The sequence below is a fragment of the Rhodococcoides kyotonense genome, assembly GCF_001645385.1.
Lineage (GTDB): Bacteria > Actinomycetota > Actinomycetes > Mycobacteriales > Mycobacteriaceae > Rhodococcoides > Rhodococcoides kyotonensis_B.
In genome coordinates this window covers 51,881-76,802 of sequence record NZ_LVHI01000004.1, presented here as the reverse complement: position 1 = coordinate 76,802, position 24,922 = coordinate 51,881, and the positions used below count along the sequence as shown (strand labels likewise).

Here is a 24,922-nt window from a genome sequence, read left to right as displayed (position 1 = left end):
TCTCTACGGATCGTCCGTGTTCGAAGAGAGTCACCGAAATCCCCGCCAACGTCTACGAAGGCCTCAAAGCCAACAAAGCCGTCGAAGTCCACGTCTTCGGCCGCCGCGGCCCCGCACAAGCCAAATTCACCCCGCTCGAACTACGCGAACTCGACCACTCCCCCAACATCGAAGTCATCGTCGCCCCCGAAGACATCGACTACGACGAAGGCTCCGAAGCCGCACGCCGCGGCTCCAAACAGGTCGACATGGTCGCCAACACCCTGCAGGACTGGGCCATCCGCGACGTCGGCGACCGCCCCCACAAACTGTTCCTGCACTTCTTCGAATCCCCCACCGAAATCCTCGGCGACAACGGCAAAGTCGTCGGCCTACGCACCGAACGCACCGAACTCGACGGCACCGGCAACGTCCGCGGCACCGGAAAATACAACGAATGGGACGTCCAAGCGGTCTACCGCGCCGTCGGCTACCTCTCCCAGAACATCACGTCCCTGCCCTTCGACGAACAAGCAGGCACCATCCCCAACGAAGCCGGACGCGTGCTCGCCGACACGGGTCATTCCGCAGGCTCCACTCCCGGGCACGAAGGCAAGCACGTACCCGCCACCTACGTCACCGGCTGGATCAAACGCGGACCCGTCGGCCTCATCGGCCACACCAAAGGCGACGCCAACGAAACCGTCGCCTGCCTACTCGAAGACGCACCCAACTTCGACGGCGCCACCGACCCGTCCGAACAAGCCGTCATCGACTTCCTCGAAGACAAGCAGGTCCCCTTCACCACCTGGGACGGCTGGTACCGCCTCGACGCCCACGAACGCTCCCTCGGCGAACCCGAAGGCCGCGAACGCGTCAAAGTCGTCGAGCGAGAAGACATGGTTGCCGCGTCGCAGGAATAGCCTACGTGCGTGCGAATGTATAGCCGGCTATACATTCGCACGCACGGGCGCTAGCGAAGCGCCTCCCGGATCAAAGCCGCAGGCTCCGTCGCGCACAGGGTCATTTCAGCACGAAACCCGAATATCCCTCGTCGGCAACGGCATTGCACTTCTTCTCGTACTCCACGCACCCACCGACGTAGGGCATGAAGATCTGCGGCTTGCCCGGAACATTGGCTCCCATGTACCAGGACGCCGCCTTCGGAAACACCGTGTACGACGCCATCTCGTTGACGTGCGCCACCCACTCGTCCTCAGCTTTCTGAGTGGGCTCGATGGTCTCGTACCCGTGAGAGTCCATGTACGCGAGGCAGTCCGACGTCCACTCGACGTGCTGCTCGATGGCGGTGACCATGTTGGCCAGCACCGAAGGACTTCCGGACCCTGCGATCAGCAGGAGGTTCGGGAACCCGGCGACGCCGAGTCCCAGATAGGTGGTCGGTCCGTGCTGCCACTTGCTCTTCAAGCTCTGGCCACCGGACCCCCGAATGTCGATACGGTCGAGCGCACCGGTCATGGCATCGAAACCTGTTGCCAAGCAGATTATGTCGAAATCGTACTCGGCTTCGGTGGTGCGCGCTCCCGTCGGGGTGATCAACTCCAGCGGTGTCCGTCGCAGGTCCACCAGCGTGACGTTGCCACGGTTGTAGGTCTCGAAATAGTCCGTGTCCACGCAGATGCGTTTCGCCCCCAGGGGGTATCCACGGGGAATCAGAGATTCGGCGATGTCAGGATCGTGGACCGTCGCGCGAATCTTGGCGCGCACGTAGTCCGCCACCGTGTCGTTGGCGTCGTCGGTCAGCATCAAATCCTGGTAGGCACCCAGTAGAGCGAAACCACCCTTACCCCAACGGCTGTCGAACTCGCGCGCACGATCCTCGGCTGAAACATCCAGCGCGTTCTGCGGATTGTCACCACGCTCGACTCCCGCGGACGACGCCCGAGCTCGGCGACGTCGTTCCGGGTAGTTCGCCTTCACCTCGGCCTCGAATCGGGGATCGAGTGGCCCGTTCATCGCGGGAACGGAGAAACTCGCCGTGCGCTGCAGAACAGTGAGATGATCGGCTTGTCTCGCCACTTCCGGTATGAGCTGAATTCCCGAGGAACCCGTCCCGAGCACGGCGACCCGCTTACCCGTGAAGTCGACCCCTTCCGTGGGCCAGTTCCCCGTGTGATAGACGTCGCCCGTAAAGCTCTCCAGCCCAGCGATGTTCGGCGTCTGAGGCACGGAGAGGCACCCGGTAGCCATGATCACGAACCGGGCGGTGGCACACGCCTGTCCAGCGGCGTACACGGTCCAAGCTTTCGTCGTTTCGTCGTAGCGCGCCGACTGGATCCGAGTGTTCAGCGAGATGTCGCGACGCAGATCGAATCGGTCTGCAACATGCTGGAGATACGCGAGAATCTCCGGCTGAGCGGGATACCGCTCCTTCCATGTCCACTCCTGTTGGAGTGCGTCGTCGAACGAGAACGAGTAGTCCACACTTTCGACGTCGCACCGTGCACCTGGATAGCGGTTCCAGAACCAGGTGCCACCGACGTCGTCACCTGCCTCGAAAAGACGAACATTCAATCCCTGGCCACGCAGTTTCCACAGCAGATACAAGCCGGAGAATCCCGCCCCCACCACCACGACATCGACCTGACGTGCATCATTAGTGCGCATGATTAGCACGGTATGGGTATAGTACACCTGTGTCAACGGTCACACAGCCATGAGATCGGCGCGAGGAGAGATGGCATGGTCCACAGAACTCGTTGTCCGGTAGCACAATTGGACCACGTTGCGAGATCGCAGCGGGACGGCGAACCACAAGGCCTCCTTCGCCATCGGACAGACCATCGCCGTCGACGACGGTTCAGACGCAGTAACGATCGACACGAAAAGGACACTTCATGACCAGCACCGCCGACATCACGACCGTCGTCACCGACCGCGCGTTTCTCGAATGCCCACGGTGGCACGACGGTCGTATCTGGGTCTCCGATCTGTATGCGCACGAGGTGTTGTCGATAGGCGACGACGGCGACGTGCGCGTCGAAGCGACCATGGAGGACCGGCCGTCGGGACTCGGGTGGTTGCCGGACGACCGCCTGCTGATCGTGTCGATGGTCGACGGGCTCGTGCTCAGACGCGAACACGACGGCTCACTCGTCACCCACGCAGATGTATCGCACCTGGCAACAGGCAAGCTGAACGACATGGTCGTCGACGACCGTGGCCACGCGTACATCAGCACATTCGGCTTCGAGTTTCGCAGCCGTTCGTACGTCGAATCCGCCGTGCTCATCCATGTCGCACCGAACGGTGACGCGGCCGTCGCTGCGGGAGATCTGTTGTTCCCCAACGGTTCTGTGATCACGAAGGACCGCACCCTGGTCGTCGCCGAGTCGATGGGCAATCGGATGACGGCATTCGACGTCGCCGACGACGGGGAACTGTCGAATCGTCGAACATGGGCCGCCTTCGGTCCGGAGGTCCCCCGTACGAGCGTCCGGGATGCGATGAGTGCGGCGTCCGTGGCACCCGACGGCATCGGACTCGATTCCGAAGGTGCGATCTGGGTGGCCGACGCCCTGAATCAGCGTCTGATCCGCGTCGTCCAGGGCGGTGAGATCGTCGACGAGAAGGTCTTTCCGACAGGTGTTTTCGCGTGCATGCTCGGAGGCGCCGACGGGAGGACACTGTTCGCATGTGCGGCCCCGTCGTCGTCCGAGCATGCACGTCAGGACACGCGCGACGCAAGCCTTCTGTCGGTCCGTGTGGACATTCCCGCATAGGCCCGAACAGGGACACGAACACACCGCGTGACGACCACACTCACGAACAGGGGCTCGAATGAACGAATCGCATGACGACGATTTCGAATCGGTTGCGACGGAGTGGATCCAAGAGTTCGGCGCCGCGCTCGCCACTCGTGACGCCGACGCGGCCGCGGCCTTGTTCCGACCCGACGGATGGTGGCGTGATCTGCTCATGTTCGGCTGGGATCTGCGTAGCCTGAACGGCAACGTCGGCATCGGACAGTACCTCGCGCAAGCGCACGATCAGGGCGACGTACGCCTGTCGCTCGTCGGCGGAGCAACGATCGTGGGGCAGGGCGACGACGCCTGGATTCAAGCGGTCATCGCCGTCGACTCGGACTCCGCACGAGGCCGAGGCGTACTGCGACTCACTCGATCGACGGATGATCGGGCATGGAAAGCATGGACGCTACTGACGGCGATGGACGAGCTCGTCGGTCACGAGGAATCCACCGGTGCCCGCCGCCCGCGCGGGGGCGCTCAGGGCGCGAACCGAATCGCGCGCAACTGGCAGCAGCACCGTGCCGCCCGACGGGAGTTCGCCGAGGGCGACCCAGAGGTGCTCGTCGTCGGGGGCGGACACGGCGGCCTCGGTCTCGCAGCCAGATTGGGGCAGCTCGACGTGGCCACGCTGGTGATCGACAGGAACGAGCGCATCGGCGACAACTGGCGCAATCGTTACCATTCCCTGGTCCTGCACGATCCGGTCTGGTACGACCACTTGCCGTACCTCCCGTTTCCGTCCACGTGGCCGGTCTACACGCCCAAGGACAAGATCGGTGATTGGCTGGAGTTCTACGCCTCCACGATGGAGCTCAACGTGTGGACCGGCTCGGAACTGGTGGCGAGTACGTACGACGACGATGCCGCCGCGTGGACCGTGACCGTCCGTCGTTCCGATGGCACCGAAAGAACTCTGCGCCCTCGGCACCTCGTACTGGCCACCGGCGTCAGTGGTACCGAACCCAATATGCCGACCGTTGCGGACTCGGAGCTCTTCGCGGGGAGCATCTCCCACTCGAGTAGCTTCGCGAGCAGCGGTGATCTTCAGGGCAAGAATGCAATCGTCGTCGGCAGTTGCAACAGCGGACACGACATCGCGCAGGAACTGTTCGAGCGTGGCGCCGAGGTCACCATGCTGCAACGGTCCCCCTCCTACGTCGTCAGCGTCGACGCCTCCAAGATCGCGATGGCCGGGTTGTACGACGAGACGGGCCCACCCACAGAGACCGCCGACCTGCTCGGCGCGTCCTTTCCGTTCAAAGCTGTCCCGGACATCCACCGAAACACCACCGCCGCGATGGCCGAGTTGGACGAAGAACTTCTGGATGGCCTTCGCCGAGCCGGATTCCTGCTCAGCTCGGGAATCGACGGCACCGGCGCTCTGATGTTGTTCTTGCAGAAGGGCGGTGGCTACTACATCAACGTCGGCTGCTCGGAACTGATCGCAGCGGGCGACATCGGCATTCGCTCGGGCGTCGAGATCGAACGGTTCACCGAACACGGTGTCCACCTGACCGACGGAACATCCCTGAGTGCCGACATCGTCGTCTTCGCCACCGGTTTCAAGGGGATGTTGCAGACGGCGCGACGCCTCCTGGGCGAGGACGTCGCACACCGTTGCGGTCCTGTGTGGGGTCTCGACGCGGAAGGCGAACTGCAGGGCGTCTGGCGCGAATCCGGGCACCCGGGTCTGTGGTTCATGGGTGGCAACCTCGCCATGGCTCGCTACTACGGAAAGTTTCTGGCTCTGCAGATCAAGGCGAAGGTGGAGGGACTACATCCCTCGGTTCCGAGGAGTCCCGTACCTGCGTGAACGAAGGAAACGAAGAAGGGCCCCTCGCGAGAGGGGCCCTTCTTCGTCGACACGCCTAGTCGGCGAACTGAATCAGCTTGGTCTCGAGGAACGAGCTCAGACCCTCGACGTTTCCTTCGCGTCCGAGGCCGGACTGCTTGTATCCACCGAACGGTTGAGTGACGCACATGTCCCAGCCGTTGATGGAGATCTGGCCGGTGCGGACGCGTCGGGCAATGCTCTCCGCCAATGCTGCATCCTCGGCGTAGACGGCACCGGACAGTCCGTAGTCCGAGTCGTTGGCGATCGCGACAGCCTCGTCGATGCTGTCGAACGGAATCACGACGACGACGGGACCGAAGATCTCTTCCTGAGCGATGCGCATGTCGTTGGTGACGTCGGCGAACAGCGTCGGCTCGACGTACCAGCCCTTGTTTAGTCCTGCCGGTCGCCCGCCTCCGGTGACGAGTCGCGCGCCTTCGGCTTTGCCGACCTCGATGTAGTCGAGGACTCGGGTGCGCTGACGTTCGGCCGCCAGCGGTCCGATCGCGACGCTGTCGTCCCGTGGGTCACCGACGGAGACCGACTCGAAGATGGTCTTGATGGTGTCGACGACCTCGTCCTGACGATGACGCGGAACGACGATGCGAGTGATCGCCGCGCACACCTGACCGCTGTGGCCGATGCCTGCGAACGCCAGGGCGGGAAAGACCTTGTCGAGAGAGATGTCGTCGGCGATGATTCCCGCTGATTTGCCGCCGAGTTCGAGCGTCACTCGTGCGATGCGCTCTCCGCACAGACTCATGATCTTACGACCGGCGGCGGTCGATCCGGTGAAGGAGATCTTGTCGACGTCCTTGTGCCGCACCAGATGTTCGCCTGTCTCGCGACCGCCGGGAAGGAGGGAGATGACACCTTCGGGCAACCCTGCCGCTTCGAGAGCCTCGGCGAGAAGCATCATGCTGACCGGCCCCTCGGGAGCCGGCTTCAGCACGACGGTGCATCCGGCCGCGAGCGCAGGAGCAATCTTCAACGAGGCCGTGGCAACCGGACCGTTCCACGGGATGATCGTCGCGACGACTCCGATGGGTTCGCGAACGAGCTTGCCGTGGCCGTCGGCCCAGCTGCGTTCTTCCTCAAACTCGAACCGCTCGTGCAGCGTCGATGCGTCACCCCACATCTTCAGCGCGTTGTTGTGGAACGCGACGCTCGCGCCCGCAGGAGCGCCGATCTCGGCAGTGAACGCCGCTGCCATCGCGTCGAATCTCTTCTCGACTTCCTGCTGAATGCGCACGAGGTACTTCGCTCGCTCTTCGGCCGTCATGCGCGGCCATGGACCGTCGTCGAACGCCTTGCGTGCGGCCGCAACTGCCTTGTCGATGTCCGCAGGTTGCGCATCGGGGACCGTCGCGAGCAGTTCCTCGGTGATGGGTGAGACCACCTCGATCACCTTGTCGCTCGACGGCTCCACCCATGTGCCACCGATGAATAGTTTGTCGTAGCTCTTCAAGGTCGTCGAAGCTGGGACTGTCGCGGTCATCGATTCTTCTCCTCTGTCAGCTGAGCGGTTGGGTGATATCGCGTAGAGCGGTGGCATCCGGACGTGTGCCTGCGGCGATCGCGGCGCGGGCCCCGATCATGAGTTTCGGTGTGTCGATGCTCAGATGTGCTGTCAGCACACCACTGTCGTCGAGCCAGGCAGCTGCCCACTTGTCGTCGTCGCCGTGACGAACGACCACGGCGTCCGTCGCGCTGTGGTGGCCGACGTATTGAATTTTGTGACCGAACTGGTCGCTCCAGAAGTACGGAACCGGATCGTGGACGGCGGGCTCGCGACCGACGATCGTTCGGGCAACGGCGTCGGGCCCGGTGCGGGCATCGTCCCAATGCTCCACGTGCAGTGACTGATTCGACCGAGGTGACCACCGAACTGCCACGTCTCCGACTGCGAAGACGTGGGGGTCCGAGGTGCGCAGGTGCTCGTCCACCTCGATACCGCGCGCGATCGACAGGCCCGAATCCTCCAGCCAGCTCACGTCCGGCCGAACTCCGATGCCTGCGACCACGACGTCCGCGGACACGTCCTCACCGGTGTCGAGCGTGACTCCGGTGTCCGTGACTTCGCGAACGCCGACCCCGACGCGCAGATCGACTGCGTCCCACCAGGGGACGAACCGTGTGCCGACGTCCACACCGAGCGCGTTCGCCAAGGGTGCAGGTCCGTACTCGACGCACGTGACCTCGGCCCCTGCTGCGAGTGCAGCCGTCGCGACCTCGGCGCCGATCCAACTCGCGCCGACGAGAACGACTTTCGCGCCGGGCTTCAGAAGTTCGCGCAGTTTCTGCGAGTCGTCGACGGTGCGTATCGCGAGCTGGCGGCTCGAACCGGGCAGCATGATCGGAGCGGCGCCCGTGGCGATGACGAGGGTGTCGTATTCGACTGCGCCCTGGGCCGTCTCGACTTTCTTGGACTGGAGGTCGAGGCCCGTCGCGGCGACCCCGACGCGAACGTCGATCTTCAGCGCCTCGTAGTCGGTGCGCAGCCGCGTGTTCGAATCGCCTCTCAACGCGGCCTTGGTGAGCGGTGGCCTGTCGTACGGAAGATGCCGTTCGGCGGCGAGAAGAACGATCTCGCCCTCGAAACCGTTCGACCGCAACGTTTCACAGGTACGCGCGCCGGCGAGCCCCCCGCCGACGACGACTACTCTGCTCATCAGTACATCGGCGCCGCAGGTGCGGTGGCCGCGGCCACGGCTTCACCGTCGGCGAGTCTTTTCTCGCCGGGCGTGAAGTGAGCGGGAATTCTCTGCCATCCCATGTTCGTTCCCTGATGGGGGTAGCGCTCGAGCTTGTCGGTCTCGATGGTGTAGTCGGGCATTCTCTCGAGAATCTGCGTCAGCAACGTCTTCGCCATCAGGCGACCGAGATGCGACCCCGAGCAGCGGTGCACTCCGATGCCGAATGCGGTGTGGCGGTTGGGCCATCGCTCGATGTCGATCTCGTCGGGATTCTCGAACAACGCCTCGTCCCGGTTGGCCGACGCCCACGACAGCAGCACGCGGTCGCCCTTCTTCATCGGGCAACCCTTGAAGTCGACGTCCTCGGTGACCGTACGCGCCAGTGCCTGCGTCGGCGAGAAGAAGCGCAGGAACTCTTCGACGGCGTGGTCCATGAGAGATGGGTCGTCGATGAGACGTTGCCGGACATCGGGGTGATCGGCCAGCCACACCAGGGTTTGACTGACCAGCGACGCCGTGGTTCCGGTGCCGCCTGCAACGAGCAGTTCCACCATGGCGAACACCTCGAAGTCGTCGAGCACCCGCCCGTCCACTTCCTGCTGGACGAGGTAGCTGATGACGTCGTCGGTCGGGTTCGCGCGGCGATCCGCGATGACCGTGCGCATCTTCTCCGACAGGTACGGGAAGTCGACCTTCATCGCATGTTCGTAGTGCGGACTGCCCGGAACACCTGCCAGCGCCTCGTGATGCGCTGCGGCATAAGTCTTCCAGTCCTCGATCCCGAGCCCGAGCCAGTCGACCGTCACGATCGCGGGCACCCCGATGACGGAGGTGAAGTCGCACTCCCCTGCCTCGATGACACTGTCGATGAACGCCGTCGTGTGATGTTCGACGAGGTCCTTCATCTTCTCGACCGCGGCGGGCGAGGTGATCGGATTGACGATCTTGCGATACTTGCGGAACTCGGGCGGGTCGAGCTCGATCGGAATGTGAAAGTGCATGGGCGTCTTCGGAATTACGACCGACAGCCCTTCGCCGCCGTACTCGGAACGCGCCGAGGAGAAAGTGTCGTCGTCACGTGAGGCGTCGAACACCGCGTCGTAGTCGGACAGGACCCAGTAGCCGCCGTGCGCCTCCGACCACCCTCGCTTTTCCGCGTTCCGCAGTGCCCGGTAGGAACCGACAGGATCTGCGGAATGCTCTTGCGAGTTGTGATCGAAGTGAATGACCGGGCACCTGCCCCCGCTGTCCGTCATGGCTGAATGTCCTCCCGCGAAATCTCGTGACCAATTCATGCACTGCGCTGATAATGGTTATACTAGATTCCGATGTTGTCAACATCACAGCAGCGACAGCATATAGTCGAGATCACTGGAATGGCTGTAAACAAACAGCCCTTCGGACAGCCCAGAAGGAGGAGTCGTGAACGTTTCGGTCGACGAGTTCCAGTGCCAGGGGCACGGACTGTGCCAGATGACGTCGCCGCAGGTCTTCGCGTTACGCGACGAGGACGGCCACGCCTATGTACTACCCGAAGGCCAGGAGCCGACCCGTATCGACGAAGCGAGGGCCGGCGCCGACAGTTGCCCGGAACGGGCAATCAGTGTCGAGTAGGCGGCTTCGCCACCCGTGAGTGCGAATGTATAGCCCGCTGTACATTCGCACTCACGTACGCGAGGCGTCTACAACGCGCGATCCCACTGAATGACCGAGCCCATGACGTCGGGGAACTTCCGCTCGGCGTAGCGCACGTATTCGTTGATGTGCTTGGCCATACGGTCCTGGGACAAATCCGGATCCCGTACGAGCAGAGAGTCGTAGATCGATTGGTGAGCGGTGATGATGGCACTGCGCCGAGGCGCCGGATAGTCGATTCCGATGATCGTGCCGTCCATGATCCCGAGCAGCGAGTCGACGATGTAGCCGAACAACGGATTGCCCGACGACCAGGCGATGATGTCGTGGAACTGCTTGTTGGCCTCGAGGAACACGTACTGGTCGTCGAGGGATTCGCGCATGGTGTCGATGGTGCCGCCCAACTGGACGAGCGATTCGTCGGAGATGCGTTCGGCGGCAAGGCGCGAGATCATCGGTTCCATCGCGACGCGGGCCTCGGCGATCGCCTTGAACGGCGCATTCTTCAACTGCATCAGCAGGATGACCGTGCTGGCGAGGTGCGACGCGTCGGGATCGAGCAGAACAGGCCCACCTTTGGGGCCCGGCTTGAGCGCGATGACGCCCTGGAACTCGAGGAGTCTGAGCGCTTCTCGGAGCGTTCCGCGGCCGATCTGATACTTCTCGAGCATCGCTTTCTCGGGCGGAAGAAGATCCCCGGCGGTCAGCCCCTGCCGCAAGGTATCGCGGATGATCTGCTGCGCAATCACCATCGCTGCTTTGGGAGCGCGGTTGGCTACGGTCATGGGTCGAGTCTCCCTGCTATTCGAGGCGATTGATTATAACAATAGGCCCGTGCGGCGCCTGCAACCTGCGAAACCGCGGTATCCCCATACCCCGGATCACGAACTACTACCAACGAACAGGACGGACTCATGCCCGACGTGATCATCGAAAGTACCCCAGCGACGCTGTGGATTCGGCTGAACAGGCCCGAGCGTCGCAACGCGTTCGATCCCGAGATGTCCGCCGCGATCGCCGACGCCCTCGACGACGCGTCGGGCTACCGCTCGGTCGTCATCACCGGCTCGGGTGGAAGCTTCTGCGCCGGTGGTTCTCTGGCCAAACTCAGCGAACCGACGCCGAAGGAGATGCGCCGGCTCTACCGCGGTTCGCTACGGCTGTTCGACGCCATCCGCACGTGCCCGCGCCCGGTCATCGCCGCGGTCAACGGTGCGGCCGCGGGCGGAGGCAACGAATTGATCGTTGCGTGCGATCTGGCGGTTGCTGCACGTTCGGCCACGTTCGGCCAGACCGGTCCGCGGGTGGGAAGCGCACCGGTCACCGGCGCCACGAACGTCATGGGAGTGCAGATCGGCGAGAAGCGCGCCAAAGAACTGTCGATGCTGTGTCGCCGATACTCCGCACAGCAGGCGCTGGACATGGGCTTGATCAACGAGGTCGTCGACGACGACAAGCTCGAGGCGACGGTCCAGGAGTGGTGCGACGAGATCTCGGCCTTGAGTCCGCGATACCTGGAGATCACCAAGACGAGTTCCAACCTCTGGTGGAACGCGGCGCGCGACTCCTTCTCGTCGGGACTCGGGATGCTCACCCAGGCCGTCGGCAGCCCCGACATGATCGAGGGTGCGACGGCGTTCCTCGAGAAGAGGAAGGCCGTCTTCCCCGATCCGGAGTAGCAGTCCGTCACTTCTCGGACAGCAGTACTTCTTCGGTCCCGTTCCATTGCACGAGAGCGCCTTTCACGCGCATGTCGTTTCCTTCGAACGTGACGTCGCCCTCGGCCCCGGTGAATCCCTCGGCCACGACCTGCTGCAAGCCGTTCTGGATGTCCTCCCGTGACGCGCCACCCGACTTCTCGATGGCACGGGCGATCATCCAGGCGGCGTCGTAGCCCTCCGCTGCATAGTTGTTCGGATTCTCACCGTCGTACTTGGTGCGGTACGCCTCGACGAAGTCCTGAGTCGCGGGATTCGTGCCGTGATAAGTGAAGTCCGTCGGCCATGTCATCCCTGCGCCCGCGGGCCCTGCAGGCGTGAGATTGCCTGCCCCGGAACCGGTGTGGGTGACCAGGGTCCCGTCGAAACCGGCCTGACGAAGCTGAGAGACAGCCGTCGCGTTCTGAGCGCCGTTCATCATGATCGCGATACCGTCGGGATCGTCCGCGAGCAGTTTCGCAATAGGGGCGGTGAAGTCCTGGGTCGTGTTCTGCACCGCCGAGGTCGACGCGACGGTGAAGCCGTATCGTCCGCCCATGTCGGGGATAGTCCCCTCCGACAACTGCGCAAGCGTCGGGTTGGCACTGTTGTACAGAATTCCGAGCGACTTCACGTTCTGCGTTTGCAGGTACTCGCCCGCCTGGTCGTAGTACGTCGCCATGGGAGCCGTTGCGCGATAGGTGTATTCACCGACCAACGTTCCGTCGCTGCCGGATTGGGTGAAGACGATCGGCACCTTGGCGGCTTGGGCGAGAGGTGCCACTGCGACGGTCTGCGCGCTCGTCACGGTACCGAGTATCGCTGCCACGCGGGGATCGACGGTGGCCTCGGTCACCTGACTCGCCGCCGTCTGCGCCTCTCCTGCAGAGTCACGGCTTTCGAGAACCATCGTGGACTCGCCGAGGTAGTTCTGCTCGTTGATCTCCTCGATTGCCAGCTCGATGCCCTTCAACTGGTTGGTGCCCGCATACGACAGCGTTCCGGTCTTGTCGGTCACCGAGAACACCTTGATTTCCGACGGCATCTCGCCCGACGCGGTGTCACCGCCCGCGCCACTTCCGCAGCCCGCTGCGACGAGCACGACACCCGCGAACAGCGGAGCAAGTCTCATCCTCATTCAATTCACCCTTTTGCTGGTAATGATGCGCATATAATGACCACCACATCATGAGGCGTCGACGGGCACCGCGTCCCGAGAATGGAACAACCGCCGTGACCGACATCGATATACTGCTGAGGCTCGATCGGCTCGAATCACGTTCGGCGATAGCCGAATTACCCGTTCTGTACTGTCTCGCGATGGACGAGCGGGACGTCGACGGCATCACCGCGGTGTTCACCGAAGACGCAACGATGCGCTCGGCGGACGGGGTGTTCGACGCACATGGCCGGGACGCGATAGTGCGAACCTTCCAGAGCCGATTCGACGCGTTGGGGCCGACCAATCACGTCACGCACGGCCATGTCGTCAGATTCGACGAGGATCGAAACTCGGCGCACGGCATCGCCGTCGGGCATGCGGAGCTGGTCAGGAACGACGTTCCGATGGTCACCGCCCTGCGGTATCGCGACCGTTATCGACGCGTGGACGGCGTGTGGCGGATACACGATCGACTGATGTCCTACATGTACTATCTTCCGGTTTCCGAATACGAAGAGGGACTGGGTGATTCACGTAGCATGCGAGCCTACGGCGACCTACGGCGAGCTGATTGGCCCGAGACACTGCGCGGCGCCGACACGTCGTGGCTCAGACGGTTCCGACCTGGCTACGAACCATGAGTACTGCGTTGTCACCATCGTTTTCCCACCGCCCGCGGCCCAGTAACGCGACGACGGAACACAGAACGACCAGAATCGCGCCTGCCGTGGCCATTCCCGTTGCGCTCCCCCATCCTGTGGAGACAGCACCCGTCGTCAACGTCAGGATCGCGGTCAGTCCGTAGCAGAACGACGCGTACTTGGAGGCGACGCGCCCCTGTTCGACCGCCGAGACACCCCGCGTGAGCAATCGCAGACCGCACGAATAGGCGAAGCCTTGTCCGAGACCCCAGGAGAGACAACCGATCACGACGAGCTCCAACCTCGACGACACGACACCCGCCGCGCATGCCACCGCGCCGAGGGCAATCAGCGCAAGCGACACACTCGGAGGCAGAGCAGTGTGGCGCGCCGCGAACACGAGGGGCGCCAGCCACGCGACGAGCAACAGCACGATCGGCGCCGACACGCCGACGAGCAGCGACGTGCCGCCCGTCTGCTCCCGGACCGCGGTCGGGAGAATTCCGACCGCGAGCCCACCGATGGCCCAACCGGCAAGCCCGATTCCGTAGCCGGCCGCGCGGGCGCGCGCGGAGGTGTCGGCATGCCCGTCCGTTCGGAGCGGCCCCGGCCCGAGCTCGTCTCGTAGCAGAGTCCGAGCACGAGCGAGGGAGATGACGAGAAGCACACCGATGGCGACGAGCAACGACATGTGGATCACATAGGGGGTCACCGTCGGTCCCGGAAAGTTCTCCGCGACAACGGCTCCCAGAATCAGACCGACGAATGACCCGAAGATTGCGCCCGACGCCGCGATCGTCCGGCCTTTCTCGCCGCGTGCCGCGACGGCGATCGTGGCGGTGGCACCCGTCGCGACGCCGACACATGTGCCGGTGAGGAACCGCCCGACGAAGAGGAACACGACGTCGTCGCCGCCTGCGATCAGCGCCGCGTCGGCCACGACGCCACCGACGAGAGCCGCCGGGAGCAACAACCATGCTCGGCGCGTCAGGCGCGTTCGCGCCATCACCGTGAACGTCACGACCAGCGCGACGAGGTAGGCCGCGAACAACGCCGACACAGTGAACGTGGACAACGACATTCGCTCGGCATACATCGGAAGCATCGAACCGGGAACGTTGGAACCGACGACCAGCGCAGCGAACGCCGCGGACGCCGACGCGCCCAACAATCGACGCCCCCGCCGTGATCCGGACTCGGCTACCACGCCGGCGATCACGGGCGGTCGAGCGAGGTGAGCGCAGACCGCAGTGCATCGGGAATCGGCGCCTTGAGGCCGTCAGGTCCCCGTACCGCGTACTTGATCTTGCCGTAGGCGACACGCTCGCCACCCCGGGTGAACGGGAATCCGACGACGTACGACGTCGTGCCGAGATGGTCGAGTTCCATGCCACACGTGATCTCGTCGAACACGTGACACTGTGTGAGATACGTGCATTCGGAAGAGAATCCGACCGTTCCCACGCCGAGGGCGTCGACCATCGTGTGACTGTCGATGCCGAACGAGTGCAGCCAGACGCTGTACGTTCGCTCCATCCACGGATAGTTGATCGCGAAGTACGAGATGCCGATGGCATCGCAATCGCCGTACGACAGACGGAACGTCTGGCTGGTGGGATGTTCGCTCACGGTTACTCCTCTGTCCGTGCTGATACTCCATCATTCGAGTCTTTACACTAATCATTATCATGGTTATGGTGACTGGGGTCACATCATGACGTGCGCATCCGTGGGAACCATCGTTCACATCGTCAGGAGCATCAGTGAAAACAATCGGAGCATTGATCTGGGAACCCGGCACCCGTTCCGGCTGGAGTGTCGAAGAGATCGAGATCGACCCACCGAAGAGCCGTGAGGTACGCATCAAGCTCGCAGCGTCGGGAATCTGTCACAGCGACGACCACGTCGACACCGGAGACATTCCGCTCGATTGGGCCCCGATCATCGGGGGACACGAGGGCGCCGGTGTCATCGAGGAACTGGGCCCCGACGTCACGGGCTTCGAGGTAGGCGATCACGTCGTGCTCTCCTTCCTTCCGTCGTGCGGGCACTGTCAGATGTGTACGGTCGGACGATCGAACATGTGCGAGATGGGCGCGGGAGTACTCGCCGGCTTCGCACCCGACGGCACCCACCGTGTCCATGCCCGAGGTCAGGGCGTCGGCCCGTTCTCGTTCCTCGGCACCTTCTCGCCGTACGTCGTCGTCAACATCGACTCGTGCGTCAAGATCGGCAAGGACATTCCGCTCGACAAGGCCGCGCTCATCGGATGCGGCGTACCCACCGGCTGGGGATCCTCGGTCTACGCCGCCGAAGTCGCACTCGGTGAAACCGTCGTCGTCATCGGAACCGGTGGCGTCGGTATGAACGCCGTGCAGGGAGCCCGCCACAAGGGCGCGAAGAACATCATCACCGTCGACCCCGTCGAGTACAAACGTGATCAGGCAAAGCTTTTCGGCGCAACGCACACGGTGGAGAACTTGGAGCAGGCCAAGGAACTCGTCGACTCCCTGTCGAACGGCCAAGGCGCGGACAAGGTGCTCATCACCGTCGACATCGCGTACGGTCACCTGCTCAATCCCGCTCAGGAGATGACTCGGCGCGGTGGCACATTGGTGCTGACGTCGGCGGCCCCGGTCACCCAGCGCGACGTTCCCTTCGACCTGTTCACCTTCGCCATGTCCGGCAAGCGCCTGCAGGGAACCCTGTACGGAACGACGACGGCACGTCGCGACATCCCCCTGATCGCGGACATGTACCGCCGCGGCGAGTTCATGCTCGACGAACTGGTCAGCAAGACATACAAGCTCGAGCAGATCAACGAAGCGATCCAGGACATGCGCGACGGTAAGAACATCCGCGGCGTCATCGTGTACGACGACTAGGAGGCCGACATGAGTGTCGACGAGATCATCTCCGTAACCCACACCTATGCACTGGGTTTGGACAAGTTCGATCCGAAGTTGGCGCTGAGCGCGTTCGCCACCGACGCCGTGTGGGACGCGACTCCCGTCGGACTCGCTCGGTACGAGGGACACGACGCCATCCTGGACTTCTTCGAACGTGACGCTGCGCAGGTACAGGACCAGTTCCACATCATCACCAACCACATCGTGCATTTCGATTCCGACAGCGAGGCGCACGGAACCAATTACGTGTTCTCCGAGGGACATACGAAAGGTGGTGCCGCGTTCAAGGCCATCGCCCTGAACGAGGACACGTACGTCCTCACGAGCGACGGGTGGAAGATATCCTCCCGCGTCATCTCACCTCTGACCCCACCGCAGATGGACGGGTTCGAGGCATAGTCGTCGGATGCGGCCCGTACGCGAGTCACCATGCGTACGGGCCGCGTCGCGGTGCAAGGAGGCACATGAACCCCCTGGACCTACTGATGGCCAAGGACGAGATTCGAGACCTAGCCGGCGCCTACTCGATCGCGGTCGACGATCACGACATCGAGGCGGTTCTCGCCATGTACACACCCGACGCCACGTTCACGGTCGCGGGCCGAACGATGTCCGGTCGCGACGAACTGCGAGCGTTCTACGTCGACAGCATGGATCGCTACACGACCATGCTGCACACCCCCGAGATTCACCTGATCACCGTGCACGACGACGGGTCAGCCAGCGGCCGCATGACCGGCCACGCAGAGTTGGCAGTACGAGACACATTGATGCTCAGCGCGTTTCGTTACTCGGACCGCTACCGATTCGCCGACGGATGGCGATTCGAGCATCGTGAGGTGTCGTTCATGTACGCCGTCCCGGTCGAGGCGATGGCGTCGAGCTTCCGTACGAACCAACGCATCAGGTGGCCGCAGACTCGGTACGCCGAAGCCGACTATCCCGAATCCGCGCCCACCTGGAACACCTACCGCACCTGACCGCCGCGGCCGTCGCCCGGCATCTTGGTCGAATCATGGCTGACGGCAACACGAACGGGTTCGACCTCCAGAACCACCCGCTCCGGGCTGTCCAGAAGTGCAGCGAAGGCGTCGGGATCGTCGGGCGCGAGATGTTGCGCGAACACCGAATAGAACCAGCTCTTCACCGAGGCCTCCCGATGAACGGTGGCAGTACCGCGAATCGACACCATGCGACGGCCCGGCAACGCAGTTCCCGCATTGGAGATCACCAACGTGACACGTGGATCGCGGACAGCTCCGCGGACGTGGGCGCGCCCGGCCGCCGCCGTCAGCCAGAACCTGTCGCGCGTGAACAGGTAGCTCATGACGACGCCTGCCGGCCAGCCCGCTTCGGTGGTGAACGCGAACGTGCATTCGGTCTGCGCCGCAATCAGTTCCGCACGCCCGGTCTCGGACGCGCGGACCGATTCCAGGTTCTCGTTGTCGTCGATCCCGACGCGACTCACGATTCGTCGGAGCCGTAGGGCACGAACGCGTCGGTGGCGACGGGCAGTGCCATTACGCGGTCCACAAAGATACGCTTGTGCTTCAGCTTCAGAAAGCCGTCGACCTCGACGAGCGAGTCGGAGTAGCGGCCGAAGACGCGTGAGGTGCTCCCGGAGGTGAACAGGGTGGCCTCGAAGTACGCGTCGATACGGACGCCGTCACCTTCGTTCGTCACCACCGTGTTGGTCACGACATGGCGTGAGAGTTCGGTATCGGAGGCGGCGAACGCCCGATAGATGTCGAGAAAGGCCTCTCGGCCCTGCTTCTCCTGGGTGGACTGGGTGACGGCGATGTCCTCGATTGCCATGTCGCGCAGCGTGTCCAGATCACCCGAATCCGCGGCCCAAGCGTAGCTGTACAGCGCGGCCTGAGCACGATAGGCGAGGTCCGCGGAAACGAGACCTTCGGAAGCAATGGTCATGGTGTGTCCTTTCACTTGACGTAGGCGCCCGCGTCCACGGGCAGGGTGACACCGGTGACGTATCGACCTTCGTCACTGGAGAGATAGAGCACGGCATTGCTGATGTCGACGGGGTCGATCCACGGCACCGGCAACGTGTTCAGAGACATGAATCCCGGCATCGCCTTGTCCTGGTTCGGTTCCGGATCCCCGGGTGCGAACATCGAATAGGTGCCGGGATTCTGGATCATGAGGGTGTCGACGTTGGTCGGGTGCACAGTGTTGACGCGGATCCTGTGTGGTCCCAGTTCGTTGGCCATCGTGCGCATGAGGCCGACGATGCCGTGTTTGGCTGCCACGTAGTGCGCCACGTGCTGAATGCCCTTGAGCCCACCGATCGAACTGGTGAAGACAATCGAGCCGCCGCGACCTGCTGCGATCAGCGTGGGGATGGCCACCTTGGCGGTGTGGAAGACTCCCGTGAGATTGACGTCGATCATGTCCTTCCACTGCTCCGACGTGAGCTCCCACGACAATCCATACGTCGCGATGCCGGCGTTGGCGACGACGATGTCGATGCGGCCCAGTTCGGCGACACCCTCGTCGAACACGGCTTGCAGTGCGTCGACGTCACGGACATCTGCTCGCCGAGCGACGATGCGGCGATCGAGAGCCTCGACTTGGCTCACCGTCTCGGCGAGTTCCTCTTCGGTGGCGAGCCTGTAGAACGGCGTGACGGTGTCGATGTCCTCGCAGATGTCGACGGCGATGATGTCGGCACCTTCTTGCGCCAACCTGAGTGCGTGACTTCGGCCTTGGCCACGTGCGGCGCCGGTGATGAACGCGACCTTGCCTTCGAGACGACCTGACATGTGCCCTCCTTTCGTGTTCAAACCTTGCCCAGTCGAACCGTTCCGGTTCCGGTGAGCACCTCGTGTCCGCCGACGACGGTCAACGACAGCGCACATTGCACAGCGAGTCCGTCGTCGACGTCCTCCACGGACGTCACGGTTCCCGACGCCTCCAGCCTCTCCCCGGCGAAGACGTTGCCGAGGAATCGAAAGCGATAGTGCGTGATTCGATCGGTTCCGCCTGCCCACTCCCCCAGCATCGACAGCACGTAGGCCATGTTGCTCGGTCCTTGATTGACTGTTCTCGACCCCATACCGAGCGCTTCGACGGAGGCCACGTCGAAATGGATCGGGTTGGGATCGCGCATCAACGCCGACAGCAGCTTCATCTTCTCGGCGTTCACCGATTCGATCGTCCGTGTCGGAAGCGTCTGTCCTACCGTCGGTTTCATGTCGACGCTCCCCGACGGGGAAACACGATCGAGTTGGTCGTACTCGCTGCGACCGTACCGGACTCCTCGACGACGTCCAGGCGATAGCCGACGATGTCGAACACACCCGTCTTCTTTCCCACTTTGCGTGCGGCGGAGACTATCTCGCCCCGCACGGTGTAGGTAGCACCGGCCTGCAGCGGACGATGCACTTCGGTGTCCGTCTCGCCGAACATGGGCCCGTCCTCCTCGGTCGCGTCGAACACCGCGAACAACTCGTTCCACGTCCATCCCATCGAGCCGGTTGCGACCAGGAACACGAACGTGGGGTGGGTAGCGCCGTCGCTCGGTGAACACTCCATGGCGTCGAGCACGAGTGCGACCCACCACTTCTCGAGGGTCCGCACCCCTCCCGGCATCCGTGTGCCGACGAGACCGGTCAGTTCGTCCTCGGTCATACGGTCCGGCCCGCAGCCTCCCAGTAGGGTGCGCGTAGATCGCGCTTCATGATCTTCCCCGTCGGCGCCTTGGGCAGAGCCGACACGAAGTCCACGGACCGAGGCTTCTGGTACGACGCCAGGTTCTTCTTCGCGACATCGATGATGTCCTGCTCGGAGGCAGACGTTCCGGGCTTCAGCACGACCACGGCCTTGACCGCTTCGCCCCATTCGTCGTCCGGAATGCCGATGACCGCGCATTCGAGCACCGACGGATGAGCGCCGATCGCCTCCTCGACCTGCACACTGAAGATGTTCTCGCCGCCCGAGATGATCATGTCCTTGGCGCGGTCGACGATGTAGATGTATCGGTCCTCGTCCCACGTCGCGATGTCACCGGTCCACATCCAGCCGTCTCGCAACGTGTCTTTCGTCAACTCCGGACGGTTCAGGTATCCGATCATGTTCGATTCGGACCGAACGACGATCTCACCCGGCGTCCTGCCGTCGCGCGGAACTTCGTCACCGAACGCGTCGACCACTCGAATGGTCGTCACGAAACCCTCACGCCCGCAGGATTTCAGCCGATGAACATCGTGCCCCTTGACCGCCGCGAGGTGATCCTCCTGCGACAGGAAGGACATCGTCGTGCCCTCCGTCTGACCGTATCCCTGAATCAGCGTGCAGGGGAACGATTCCAGAGCAGACCGGACGATGGTCGACGGCATCGGTCCTCCGCCGTACTGGATATTGCGCAGACTCGACAGGTCGTAGGAGGCGAAGTTCGGTACCGCCATCATCCAGTTCAGCATCGTCGTGATCCCGAGAAATGCCGAGACCTTCTCGGACTCGATGATCTCCAGCGCTTGCTGCGCCTCGAAATTGACCAGCACGACCGGGCATCCGTGCTTCATGTAGTTCATCGAGAGCACGACGGGAATGTGGTACATCTGCCCGGTCAGCATGTAGACGTCGGTGGGGACGACGCGTTCTGCGACAGTCTGGTTCAGCATTCCGTTGGCCGCGCTGGTGTGGGTGTGAATCGCGCCCTTGGATTCACCCGTCGTACCACCGGTGTAGAGGATGAAGAAGGGATCGTCGCCGCCGATCGACGGTGTCCAGACAGGCTCCTCGGCGCTCGATCGTGCCAGGAGTTCGTCGTAGGAGCCGTCGGAACCGGGTCCGAATTCGAGCCAGTGGTCGACGTCGACCGTCCTCTGCATGTCATTTCTGACCTCGGACCATTCCGACGAAGTGATGATCACCCTGGGTCGAGCGTCCGCGATCAATCCGATGATCTGCTTCGTACCCAGGCGCCAATTCAGCGGCTGCAGAACAAGTCCCGCTCGGCCCACCGCGAAGTAGAGTTCCTGGAACTCGACGCTGTTGCGCGTGAGCACCGCGACGCGATCGCCTTTGTCCAGCCCCAACCCTCGCAGACCGTTGGCGAGCCGGCGCACGCGCTCGTCGAGCTCGGAGAACGTGATTCGTCGGTCGTTCGGAACGTCGAAGACAGCCTGCTTGTTCGGCGTCAGCGCCGCCCACTTGGCCGGTATAAGTCCTTGATTGAGCACGTCGTCTACCTCAGTACGGGAGGTCGAGGGCGATGTGCCGCTTGGAAATCAGCCACGTACCGTCCACCTCGGTGAACTCGTCCTCGTACTTGCCGCACGACAGAACGGTCAGGGCTCCGTCGGCGACCGAGACGATCGACAGGTAGGACACGACTTTCGCGTGTTCGGCATCGAGGTCGTCGATCAGGATATTGGTCGTCAGGTGCCGCCGCTGGTCGGACTGCGCATGCGCCGACCCGTTCATCAACTCCATGATGGCGTCGATTCCCTCGAACGGGCCGATGGGATCTCCGTCGGCGATCTTCATGGACAACACCGCGTCCTTGGTGAAGGACGCCTCGATCATCTCGGGATGATGATCGTCGTACCCCAGCGCATAGCGGCTGAGGGTGTTCTCGATTCCAGGGCGGGACGTCATGACAGGCTCCTCGCTACGTGATGGTTGTCACATCAAGGCCAATCATATTCATCAATTCCGTTGCGTCAAGGGCGATTTCGGCCACGGGCTGCCCATGCCAGGGCACGACGACACCGCCCACGGTGGATCACACGTGGGCGGTGTGAGAGCTACGCAGTAGCCGACCTACAGAACGTCTCCCTTGACGAGTTGCTTCGCCAGCGAATCGAGAATGACCTCGGTGGATCCTTCGTAGATGCGCATCGGGCGCGCTTCTCGGTACAGCCTTTCGATGACGCTTCCCCGCGTGATGCCGTAGCGGCCCATCACCTGCACGGCCCGATCCACCACACGGCCCGCGACTTCCGTTGCCGCGACCTTGGCCATCGACGACAGGTGCAGATTGGCACGTGCGTCGCGCGCCGACGCGGCAGCGGCCCGGTAGGTCAACGACCTGGCCATCTCGATGTCCGTCCAGCACAACGCCAGATGCTCGGGCACCGAGCCGAGACGAGAAAGACTGACACCGAACTGTTCTCGCGCGTTCGCGTGACGTAGCGCCTCTTTCAGGGCAGCCTCCGCCAGCCCGACCGCAGCGCCGGCGACCGACACACGGAACGTGGCAAGAGTAGCCAGGACGAGCGAGAAGCCCTTGCCCGGCTGACCGATTCGATGATCGAGCGGTACCCGAACATCGTTCAGGACGACGTCGGACAACACGTGCGGTGCGATGATCTGATGAGGGCGCTCGGTAGTGACGCCCGGAGCGTCTGCGGGAATCAGGACCAGCGAGTAACCGTCACCCTCCCGCCCGAGGATGCTGTAGAAGTCGGCGTCGCCGCCGTTGGTGATGAACGATTTGTGCCCGTTGACCACGAGCTGCCCGTCGACTTCCTCGATCGACGTCGTCAACGCCTTCAGATCGGAACCGACGTGTGGTTCCGTGAGCCCCAGCGCGGCGATCGCGTCGAGGTTCGCGACCTTGGGTAGCCAGTACTCCTGCATGGCGGGTGTTCCGCCGACCGCAAGCCCGTAGCTGCCGATCCCCTGCATCGCGAACAGCGAGTCCAGGTGCGCACACTCCGCAGCGAGCCGCTCGCGTACCACCGTGACCGCCAGCGAGTCGACCGCCTCGAACCGTCCCCCGAACGCCTTCGGCACCGTCACTCCGGCGAGCCCGGTCGCCTGCAGCCGTTTCCGCACGTCGACATCGATGCTGTCCGACTCGTCCGCCCGATCGGCGATGTCACGGACGGATTCGGCAAGTGCCCGTGCTTCAGCCTGTAGTTCGACATACTTACTCGGTAGGTCGAACAGTTTCTGTTCCGATTCCGACACAGCGCCTCCATTCATGTATCTATGATTACCATACTCATCAATTGCAGTCCGTGGTCCGAATCAGGAGAAATACATGCCCGAGTACGACGCCCCCGCCCAATTCGACCTCAGCGGACGCGTAGCGCTGATCACGGGCGGAAGCCGTGGTCTCGGTAAGGCAATGGCCTTCGGTCTTGCACAGGCAGGTGCGGACGTGATCATCGCGAGTCGGGACCTCGAATCCTGCCAGCTCGCCGCGAAAGAGATCTCGCAGTCGACGGGCAGGCGTGCCTTACCGATTGCGGCCCACGTCGGGAAATGGGACGCACTCGACGACCTCGTCGACGCGTCGTACGAGCACTTCGGGAAGGTGGATGTGCTGATCAACAACGCTGGTATGTCGCCGCTCTACGACTCCGTGGACACCATCTCCGAGACTCTGTTCGACAAGGTCCTCGGGGTGAATCTGAAGGGACCGTTCAGGTTGGCCGCACTGGTGGGAACGCGGATGGCCCAGGGCAACGGCGGCTCGATCATCAACATCTCGAGCGCAGCGTCGACGAAGCCCAGGCCGGATGTCCTCCCCTACGCCGCTGCCAAGGCCGGACTGAACGCGATCACCGTGGGGCTGGCGAAGACGTTCGGTCCGTCGGTGAGGACCAATGCCATCATGGCGGGCACCTTCCTCACCGACGTCTCGAACGCGTGGGACATGGACGCGTTCGCCAAGCGTGCCGAGACATTCGCGGCCAAGCGCGGCGGTGATCCGAACGAAATCGTCGGCGCTGCACTGTATCTCGCCAGCGACGCGTCCAGCTACACGACCGGTTCGATCATCACCGTCGACGGCGGAATGTAAGCGAAACGCCTGTACCCTCGACGGCGGCCGATCAGGCCCGCAGACCCCGCCACGCCATGGTCCCGCCGTCGACGGGGACATTGGCGCCCGTGATGAACGACGCGGCGTCCGACCCGAGGAAGCACGCCACCCGCGCGGCCTCGACCGGATCGCCCAACCGCGGGATCAGGTGCGCCCCACTCATGTTCCGTTCCTGTTCGATCGGGTCGGCGGCTGCGTCGATGTGCCGCTGCGACATCGACGTTCTGAAGCTACCCGGGCTGAAACTGTTGCACCGGACCTCGTTCGCCAGGTTGATCGCCGTGACCTTGGTCAACTGGATCACCGCTGCCTTGCTGACCGAATAGGCAGCAGTCCGGTACCCCATCATGCCGGAGACGGACGCCGCGTTGACGATCGACGGCCCTCGATCGGACGTACGAAGCTGCGGCGCAGCATATTTCGTCGCGAGCCACATGGACCTGACGTTGATCGTCATGACGGCGTCCCAGACGTCCTCGGGGAGGTCCACGACATTCGCTCGATCCGCGTGCACGAAGCCCGTGTCGATGACGCCGACATTGTTCACGAGCGTGTCGAGCCCACCCGCCGCGGCGACCGCGTCGTCGATCATGGACCGGACCTGGTCGCTCTCGGACACGTCGACACGAAGTACGACGCTCTTGGCCCCCGCTGCCGCAACGAGAGCTTCGGTCTCGGCCAACAGTTCTGCCGAGATGTCCGCGACGACGACGGTCTCGGCTCCCTGTGCAGCCGCCTCCACCGCGATGGCCCGTCCGATTCCCGAGCCACCGCCGGTGACGAGAACCCTCTTGTCCTGCATGC

At 63.2% G+C, this 24,922-nt stretch carries 26 protein-coding genes and 1 pseudogene; 10 read left to right on the top strand and 17 right to left on the bottom strand.

Features of this window, described 5'->3' with window-relative positions; genetic code table 11:
* Positions 1 to 902: pseudogene (locus A3K89_RS03465) on the top strand (pyridine nucleotide-disulfide oxidoreductase); the annotation flags it as partial.
* Positions 903 to 1,002: 100 nt separating this feature from the next.
* Here the strand turns inward: A3K89_RS03465 and A3K89_RS03460 are convergent.
* Positions 1,003 to 2,607, bottom strand: coding sequence for a flavin-containing monooxygenase (locus tag A3K89_RS03460; RefSeq protein ID WP_206030776.1), 1,605 nt, complete (start codon positions 2,605 to 2,607; stop codon positions 1,003 to 1,005).
* Positions 2,608 to 2,837: 230 nt separating this feature from the next.
* Between A3K89_RS03460 and A3K89_RS03455 the strand changes: the two genes are divergently transcribed.
* Together A3K89_RS03455 and A3K89_RS03450 are read left to right on the top strand one after the other, a co-directional pair.
* Positions 2,838 to 3,722 (top strand): SMP-30/gluconolactonase/LRE family protein, encoded by an 885-nt coding sequence (locus A3K89_RS03455; RefSeq protein ID WP_068421853.1) that lies wholly within the window; start codon positions 2,838 to 2,840, stop codon positions 3,720 to 3,722.
* Positions 3,723 to 3,780: 58 nt separating this feature from the next.
* Positions 3,781 to 5,562, top strand: a complete 1,782-nt coding sequence (locus tag A3K89_RS03450; RefSeq protein WP_068421850.1) for an FAD-dependent oxidoreductase — start codon at positions 3,781 to 3,783, stop codon at positions 5,560 to 5,562.
* 55 nt (positions 5,563 to 5,617) lie between these two features.
* Here A3K89_RS03450 and A3K89_RS03445 read toward each other — a convergent pair whose 3' ends face one another.
* The 3 genes from A3K89_RS03445 to A3K89_RS03435 are packed head-to-tail and all read right to left on the bottom strand — an operon-like array spanning position 5,618 to position 9,535.
* Complete coding sequence (locus A3K89_RS03445) at positions 5,618 to 7,081, bottom strand: aldehyde dehydrogenase (RefSeq protein WP_068421845.1); 1,464 nt, start codon at positions 7,079 to 7,081, stop codon at positions 5,618 to 5,620.
* Positions 7,082 to 7,097: 16 nt separating this feature from the next.
* Positions 7,098 to 8,255, bottom strand: a complete 1,158-nt coding sequence (locus A3K89_RS03440; RefSeq protein WP_068421843.1) for an NAD(P)/FAD-dependent oxidoreductase — start codon at positions 8,253 to 8,255, stop codon at positions 7,098 to 7,100.
* Complete coding sequence (locus tag A3K89_RS03435) at positions 8,255 to 9,535, bottom strand: cytochrome P450 (protein WP_068421840.1); 1,281 nt, start codon at positions 9,533 to 9,535, stop codon at positions 8,255 to 8,257. Before A3K89_RS03435 ends, A3K89_RS03440 begins: the two co-directional genes overlap by 1 nt.
* Positions 9,536 to 9,701: 166 nt before the next feature.
* On the opposite strand from A3K89_RS03435, the gene A3K89_RS03430 reads away from it, so the two are divergent.
* The gene (locus A3K89_RS03430) at positions 9,702 to 9,893 is read left to right on the top strand and encodes a ferredoxin (protein WP_068421835.1); all 192 of its coding nucleotides are present in this window, start codon (positions 9,702 to 9,704) and stop codon (positions 9,891 to 9,893) included.
* A 68-nt stretch (positions 9,894 to 9,961) separates the two neighbouring features.
* Here the strand turns inward: A3K89_RS03430 and A3K89_RS03425 are convergent, their stop codons facing one another.
* On the bottom strand, positions 9,962 to 10,699 hold the full coding sequence (locus A3K89_RS03425; RefSeq protein ID WP_068421831.1) for a FadR/GntR family transcriptional regulator: 738 nt from the start codon (positions 10,697 to 10,699) through the stop codon (positions 9,962 to 9,964).
* 129 nt (positions 10,700 to 10,828) lie between these two features.
* On the opposite strand from A3K89_RS03425, the gene A3K89_RS03420 reads away from it, so the two are divergent.
* Positions 10,829 to 11,593, top strand: coding sequence for an enoyl-CoA hydratase/isomerase family protein (locus A3K89_RS03420; protein WP_068421828.1), 765 nt, complete (start codon positions 10,829 to 10,831; stop codon positions 11,591 to 11,593).
* 7 nt (positions 11,594 to 11,600) lie between these two features.
* Here the strand turns inward: A3K89_RS03420 and A3K89_RS03415 are convergent, their stop codons facing one another.
* Positions 11,601 to 12,749, bottom strand: a complete 1,149-nt coding sequence (locus A3K89_RS03415; protein ID WP_068421826.1) for an ABC transporter substrate-binding protein — start codon at positions 12,747 to 12,749, stop codon at positions 11,601 to 11,603.
* Positions 12,750 to 12,844: 95 nt separating this feature from the next.
* Between A3K89_RS03415 and A3K89_RS03410 the strand changes: the two genes are divergently transcribed.
* Entirely contained in the window at positions 12,845 to 13,414 is a 570-nt protein-coding gene (locus tag A3K89_RS03410; RefSeq protein ID WP_157105209.1) for a nuclear transport factor 2 family protein, read from the top strand.
* On the opposite strand, the gene A3K89_RS03405 is transcribed toward A3K89_RS03410, so the two are convergent.
* Both A3K89_RS03405 and A3K89_RS03400 read right to left on the bottom strand, forming a co-directional pair.
* Positions 13,383 to 14,633 (bottom strand): MFS transporter, encoded by a 1,251-nt coding sequence (locus A3K89_RS03405; protein WP_254303395.1) that lies wholly within the window; start codon positions 14,631 to 14,633, stop codon positions 13,383 to 13,385. The two genes, A3K89_RS03410 and A3K89_RS03405, sit on opposite strands and share 32 nt — an antisense overlap.
* Positions 14,630 to 15,043, bottom strand: a complete 414-nt coding sequence (locus tag A3K89_RS03400) for an acyl-CoA thioesterase (protein ID WP_068421820.1) — start codon at positions 15,041 to 15,043, stop codon at positions 14,630 to 14,632. The genes A3K89_RS03405 and A3K89_RS03400 overlap by 4 nt, the downstream gene beginning before the upstream one ends.
* A gap of 134 nt (positions 15,044 to 15,177) precedes the next feature.
* Here A3K89_RS03400 and A3K89_RS03395 point away from each other — a divergent pair, with 134 nt between their 5' ends.
* The 3 genes from A3K89_RS03395 to A3K89_RS03385 all read left to right on the top strand — a co-directional run bounded on the left by A3K89_RS03395 (position 15,178) and on the right by A3K89_RS03385 (position 17,303).
* Positions 15,178 to 16,299, top strand: a complete 1,122-nt coding sequence (locus A3K89_RS03395) for an NDMA-dependent alcohol dehydrogenase (RefSeq protein ID WP_068421817.1) — start codon at positions 15,178 to 15,180, stop codon at positions 16,297 to 16,299.
* A gap of 9 nt (positions 16,300 to 16,308) precedes the next feature.
* Positions 16,309 to 16,722 (top strand): nuclear transport factor 2 family protein, encoded by a 414-nt coding sequence (locus tag A3K89_RS03390; protein ID WP_068421815.1) that lies wholly within the window; start codon positions 16,309 to 16,311, stop codon positions 16,720 to 16,722.
* Positions 16,723 to 16,787: 65 nt separating this feature from the next.
* On the top strand, positions 16,788 to 17,303 hold the full coding sequence (locus A3K89_RS03385) for a nuclear transport factor 2 family protein (RefSeq protein ID WP_068421812.1): 516 nt from the start codon (positions 16,788 to 16,790) through the stop codon (positions 17,301 to 17,303).
* Here A3K89_RS03385 and A3K89_RS03380 read toward each other — a convergent pair.
* The 8 genes from A3K89_RS03380 to A3K89_RS03345 all read right to left on the bottom strand — a co-directional run bounded on the left by A3K89_RS03380 (position 17,291) and on the right by A3K89_RS03345 (position 23,274).
* A complete protein-coding gene (locus A3K89_RS03380; protein WP_068421809.1) occupies positions 17,291 to 17,791 on the bottom strand; it encodes a pyridoxamine 5'-phosphate oxidase family protein in 501 nt (166 codons plus the stop codon). The two genes, A3K89_RS03385 and A3K89_RS03380, sit on opposite strands and share 13 nt — an antisense overlap.
* The gene (locus A3K89_RS03375) at positions 17,788 to 18,252 is read right to left on the bottom strand and encodes a nuclear transport factor 2 family protein (RefSeq protein WP_068422230.1); all 465 of its coding nucleotides are present in this window, start codon (positions 18,250 to 18,252) and stop codon (positions 17,788 to 17,790) included. Before A3K89_RS03375 ends, A3K89_RS03380 begins: the two co-directional genes overlap by 4 nt.
* A gap of 11 nt (positions 18,253 to 18,263) precedes the next feature.
* The gene (locus A3K89_RS03370) at positions 18,264 to 19,103 is read right to left on the bottom strand and encodes a mycofactocin-coupled SDR family oxidoreductase (RefSeq protein WP_068421806.1); all 840 of its coding nucleotides are present in this window, start codon (positions 19,101 to 19,103) and stop codon (positions 18,264 to 18,266) included.
* A gap of 17 nt (positions 19,104 to 19,120) precedes the next feature.
* Entirely contained in the window at positions 19,121 to 19,534 is a 414-nt protein-coding gene (locus tag A3K89_RS03365; RefSeq protein WP_068421803.1) for a MaoC family dehydratase, read from the bottom strand.
* Positions 19,531 to 19,971 carry a hypothetical protein gene (locus A3K89_RS03360; RefSeq protein ID WP_068421801.1) on the bottom strand — a complete coding sequence of 147 codons (441 nt, stop codon included), beginning with the start codon at positions 19,969 to 19,971 and terminating at the stop codon, positions 19,531 to 19,533. Before A3K89_RS03360 ends, A3K89_RS03365 begins: the two co-directional genes overlap by 4 nt.
* Positions 19,968 to 21,524, bottom strand: a complete 1,557-nt coding sequence (locus A3K89_RS03355) for an AMP-binding protein (protein WP_068421798.1) — start codon at positions 21,522 to 21,524, stop codon at positions 19,968 to 19,970. Before A3K89_RS03355 ends, A3K89_RS03360 begins: the two co-directional genes overlap by 4 nt.
* A 10-nt stretch (positions 21,525 to 21,534) precedes the next feature.
* Positions 21,535 to 21,942 carry a nuclear transport factor 2 family protein gene (locus A3K89_RS03350; protein ID WP_068421795.1) on the bottom strand — a complete coding sequence of 136 codons (408 nt, stop codon included), beginning with the start codon at positions 21,940 to 21,942 and terminating at the stop codon, positions 21,535 to 21,537.
* A 165-nt stretch (positions 21,943 to 22,107) separates the two neighbouring features.
* Entirely contained in the window at positions 22,108 to 23,274 is a 1,167-nt protein-coding gene (locus A3K89_RS03345) for an acyl-CoA dehydrogenase family protein (RefSeq protein WP_206030777.1), read from the bottom strand.
* A 58-nt stretch (positions 23,275 to 23,332) separates the two neighbouring features.
* On the opposite strand from A3K89_RS03345, the gene A3K89_RS03340 reads away from it, so the two are divergent.
* Positions 23,333 to 24,097, top strand: coding sequence for an SDR family NAD(P)-dependent oxidoreductase (locus tag A3K89_RS03340; RefSeq protein WP_068421792.1), 765 nt, complete (start codon positions 23,333 to 23,335; stop codon positions 24,095 to 24,097).
* 31 nt (positions 24,098 to 24,128) lie between these two features.
* Here A3K89_RS03340 and A3K89_RS03335 read toward each other — a convergent pair whose 3' ends face one another.
* A complete protein-coding gene (locus A3K89_RS03335) occupies positions 24,129 to 24,920 on the bottom strand; it encodes an SDR family NAD(P)-dependent oxidoreductase (protein ID WP_068421789.1) in 792 nt (263 codons plus the stop codon).
* Between the last annotated feature and the right edge of the window lie 2 nt (positions 24,921 to 24,922).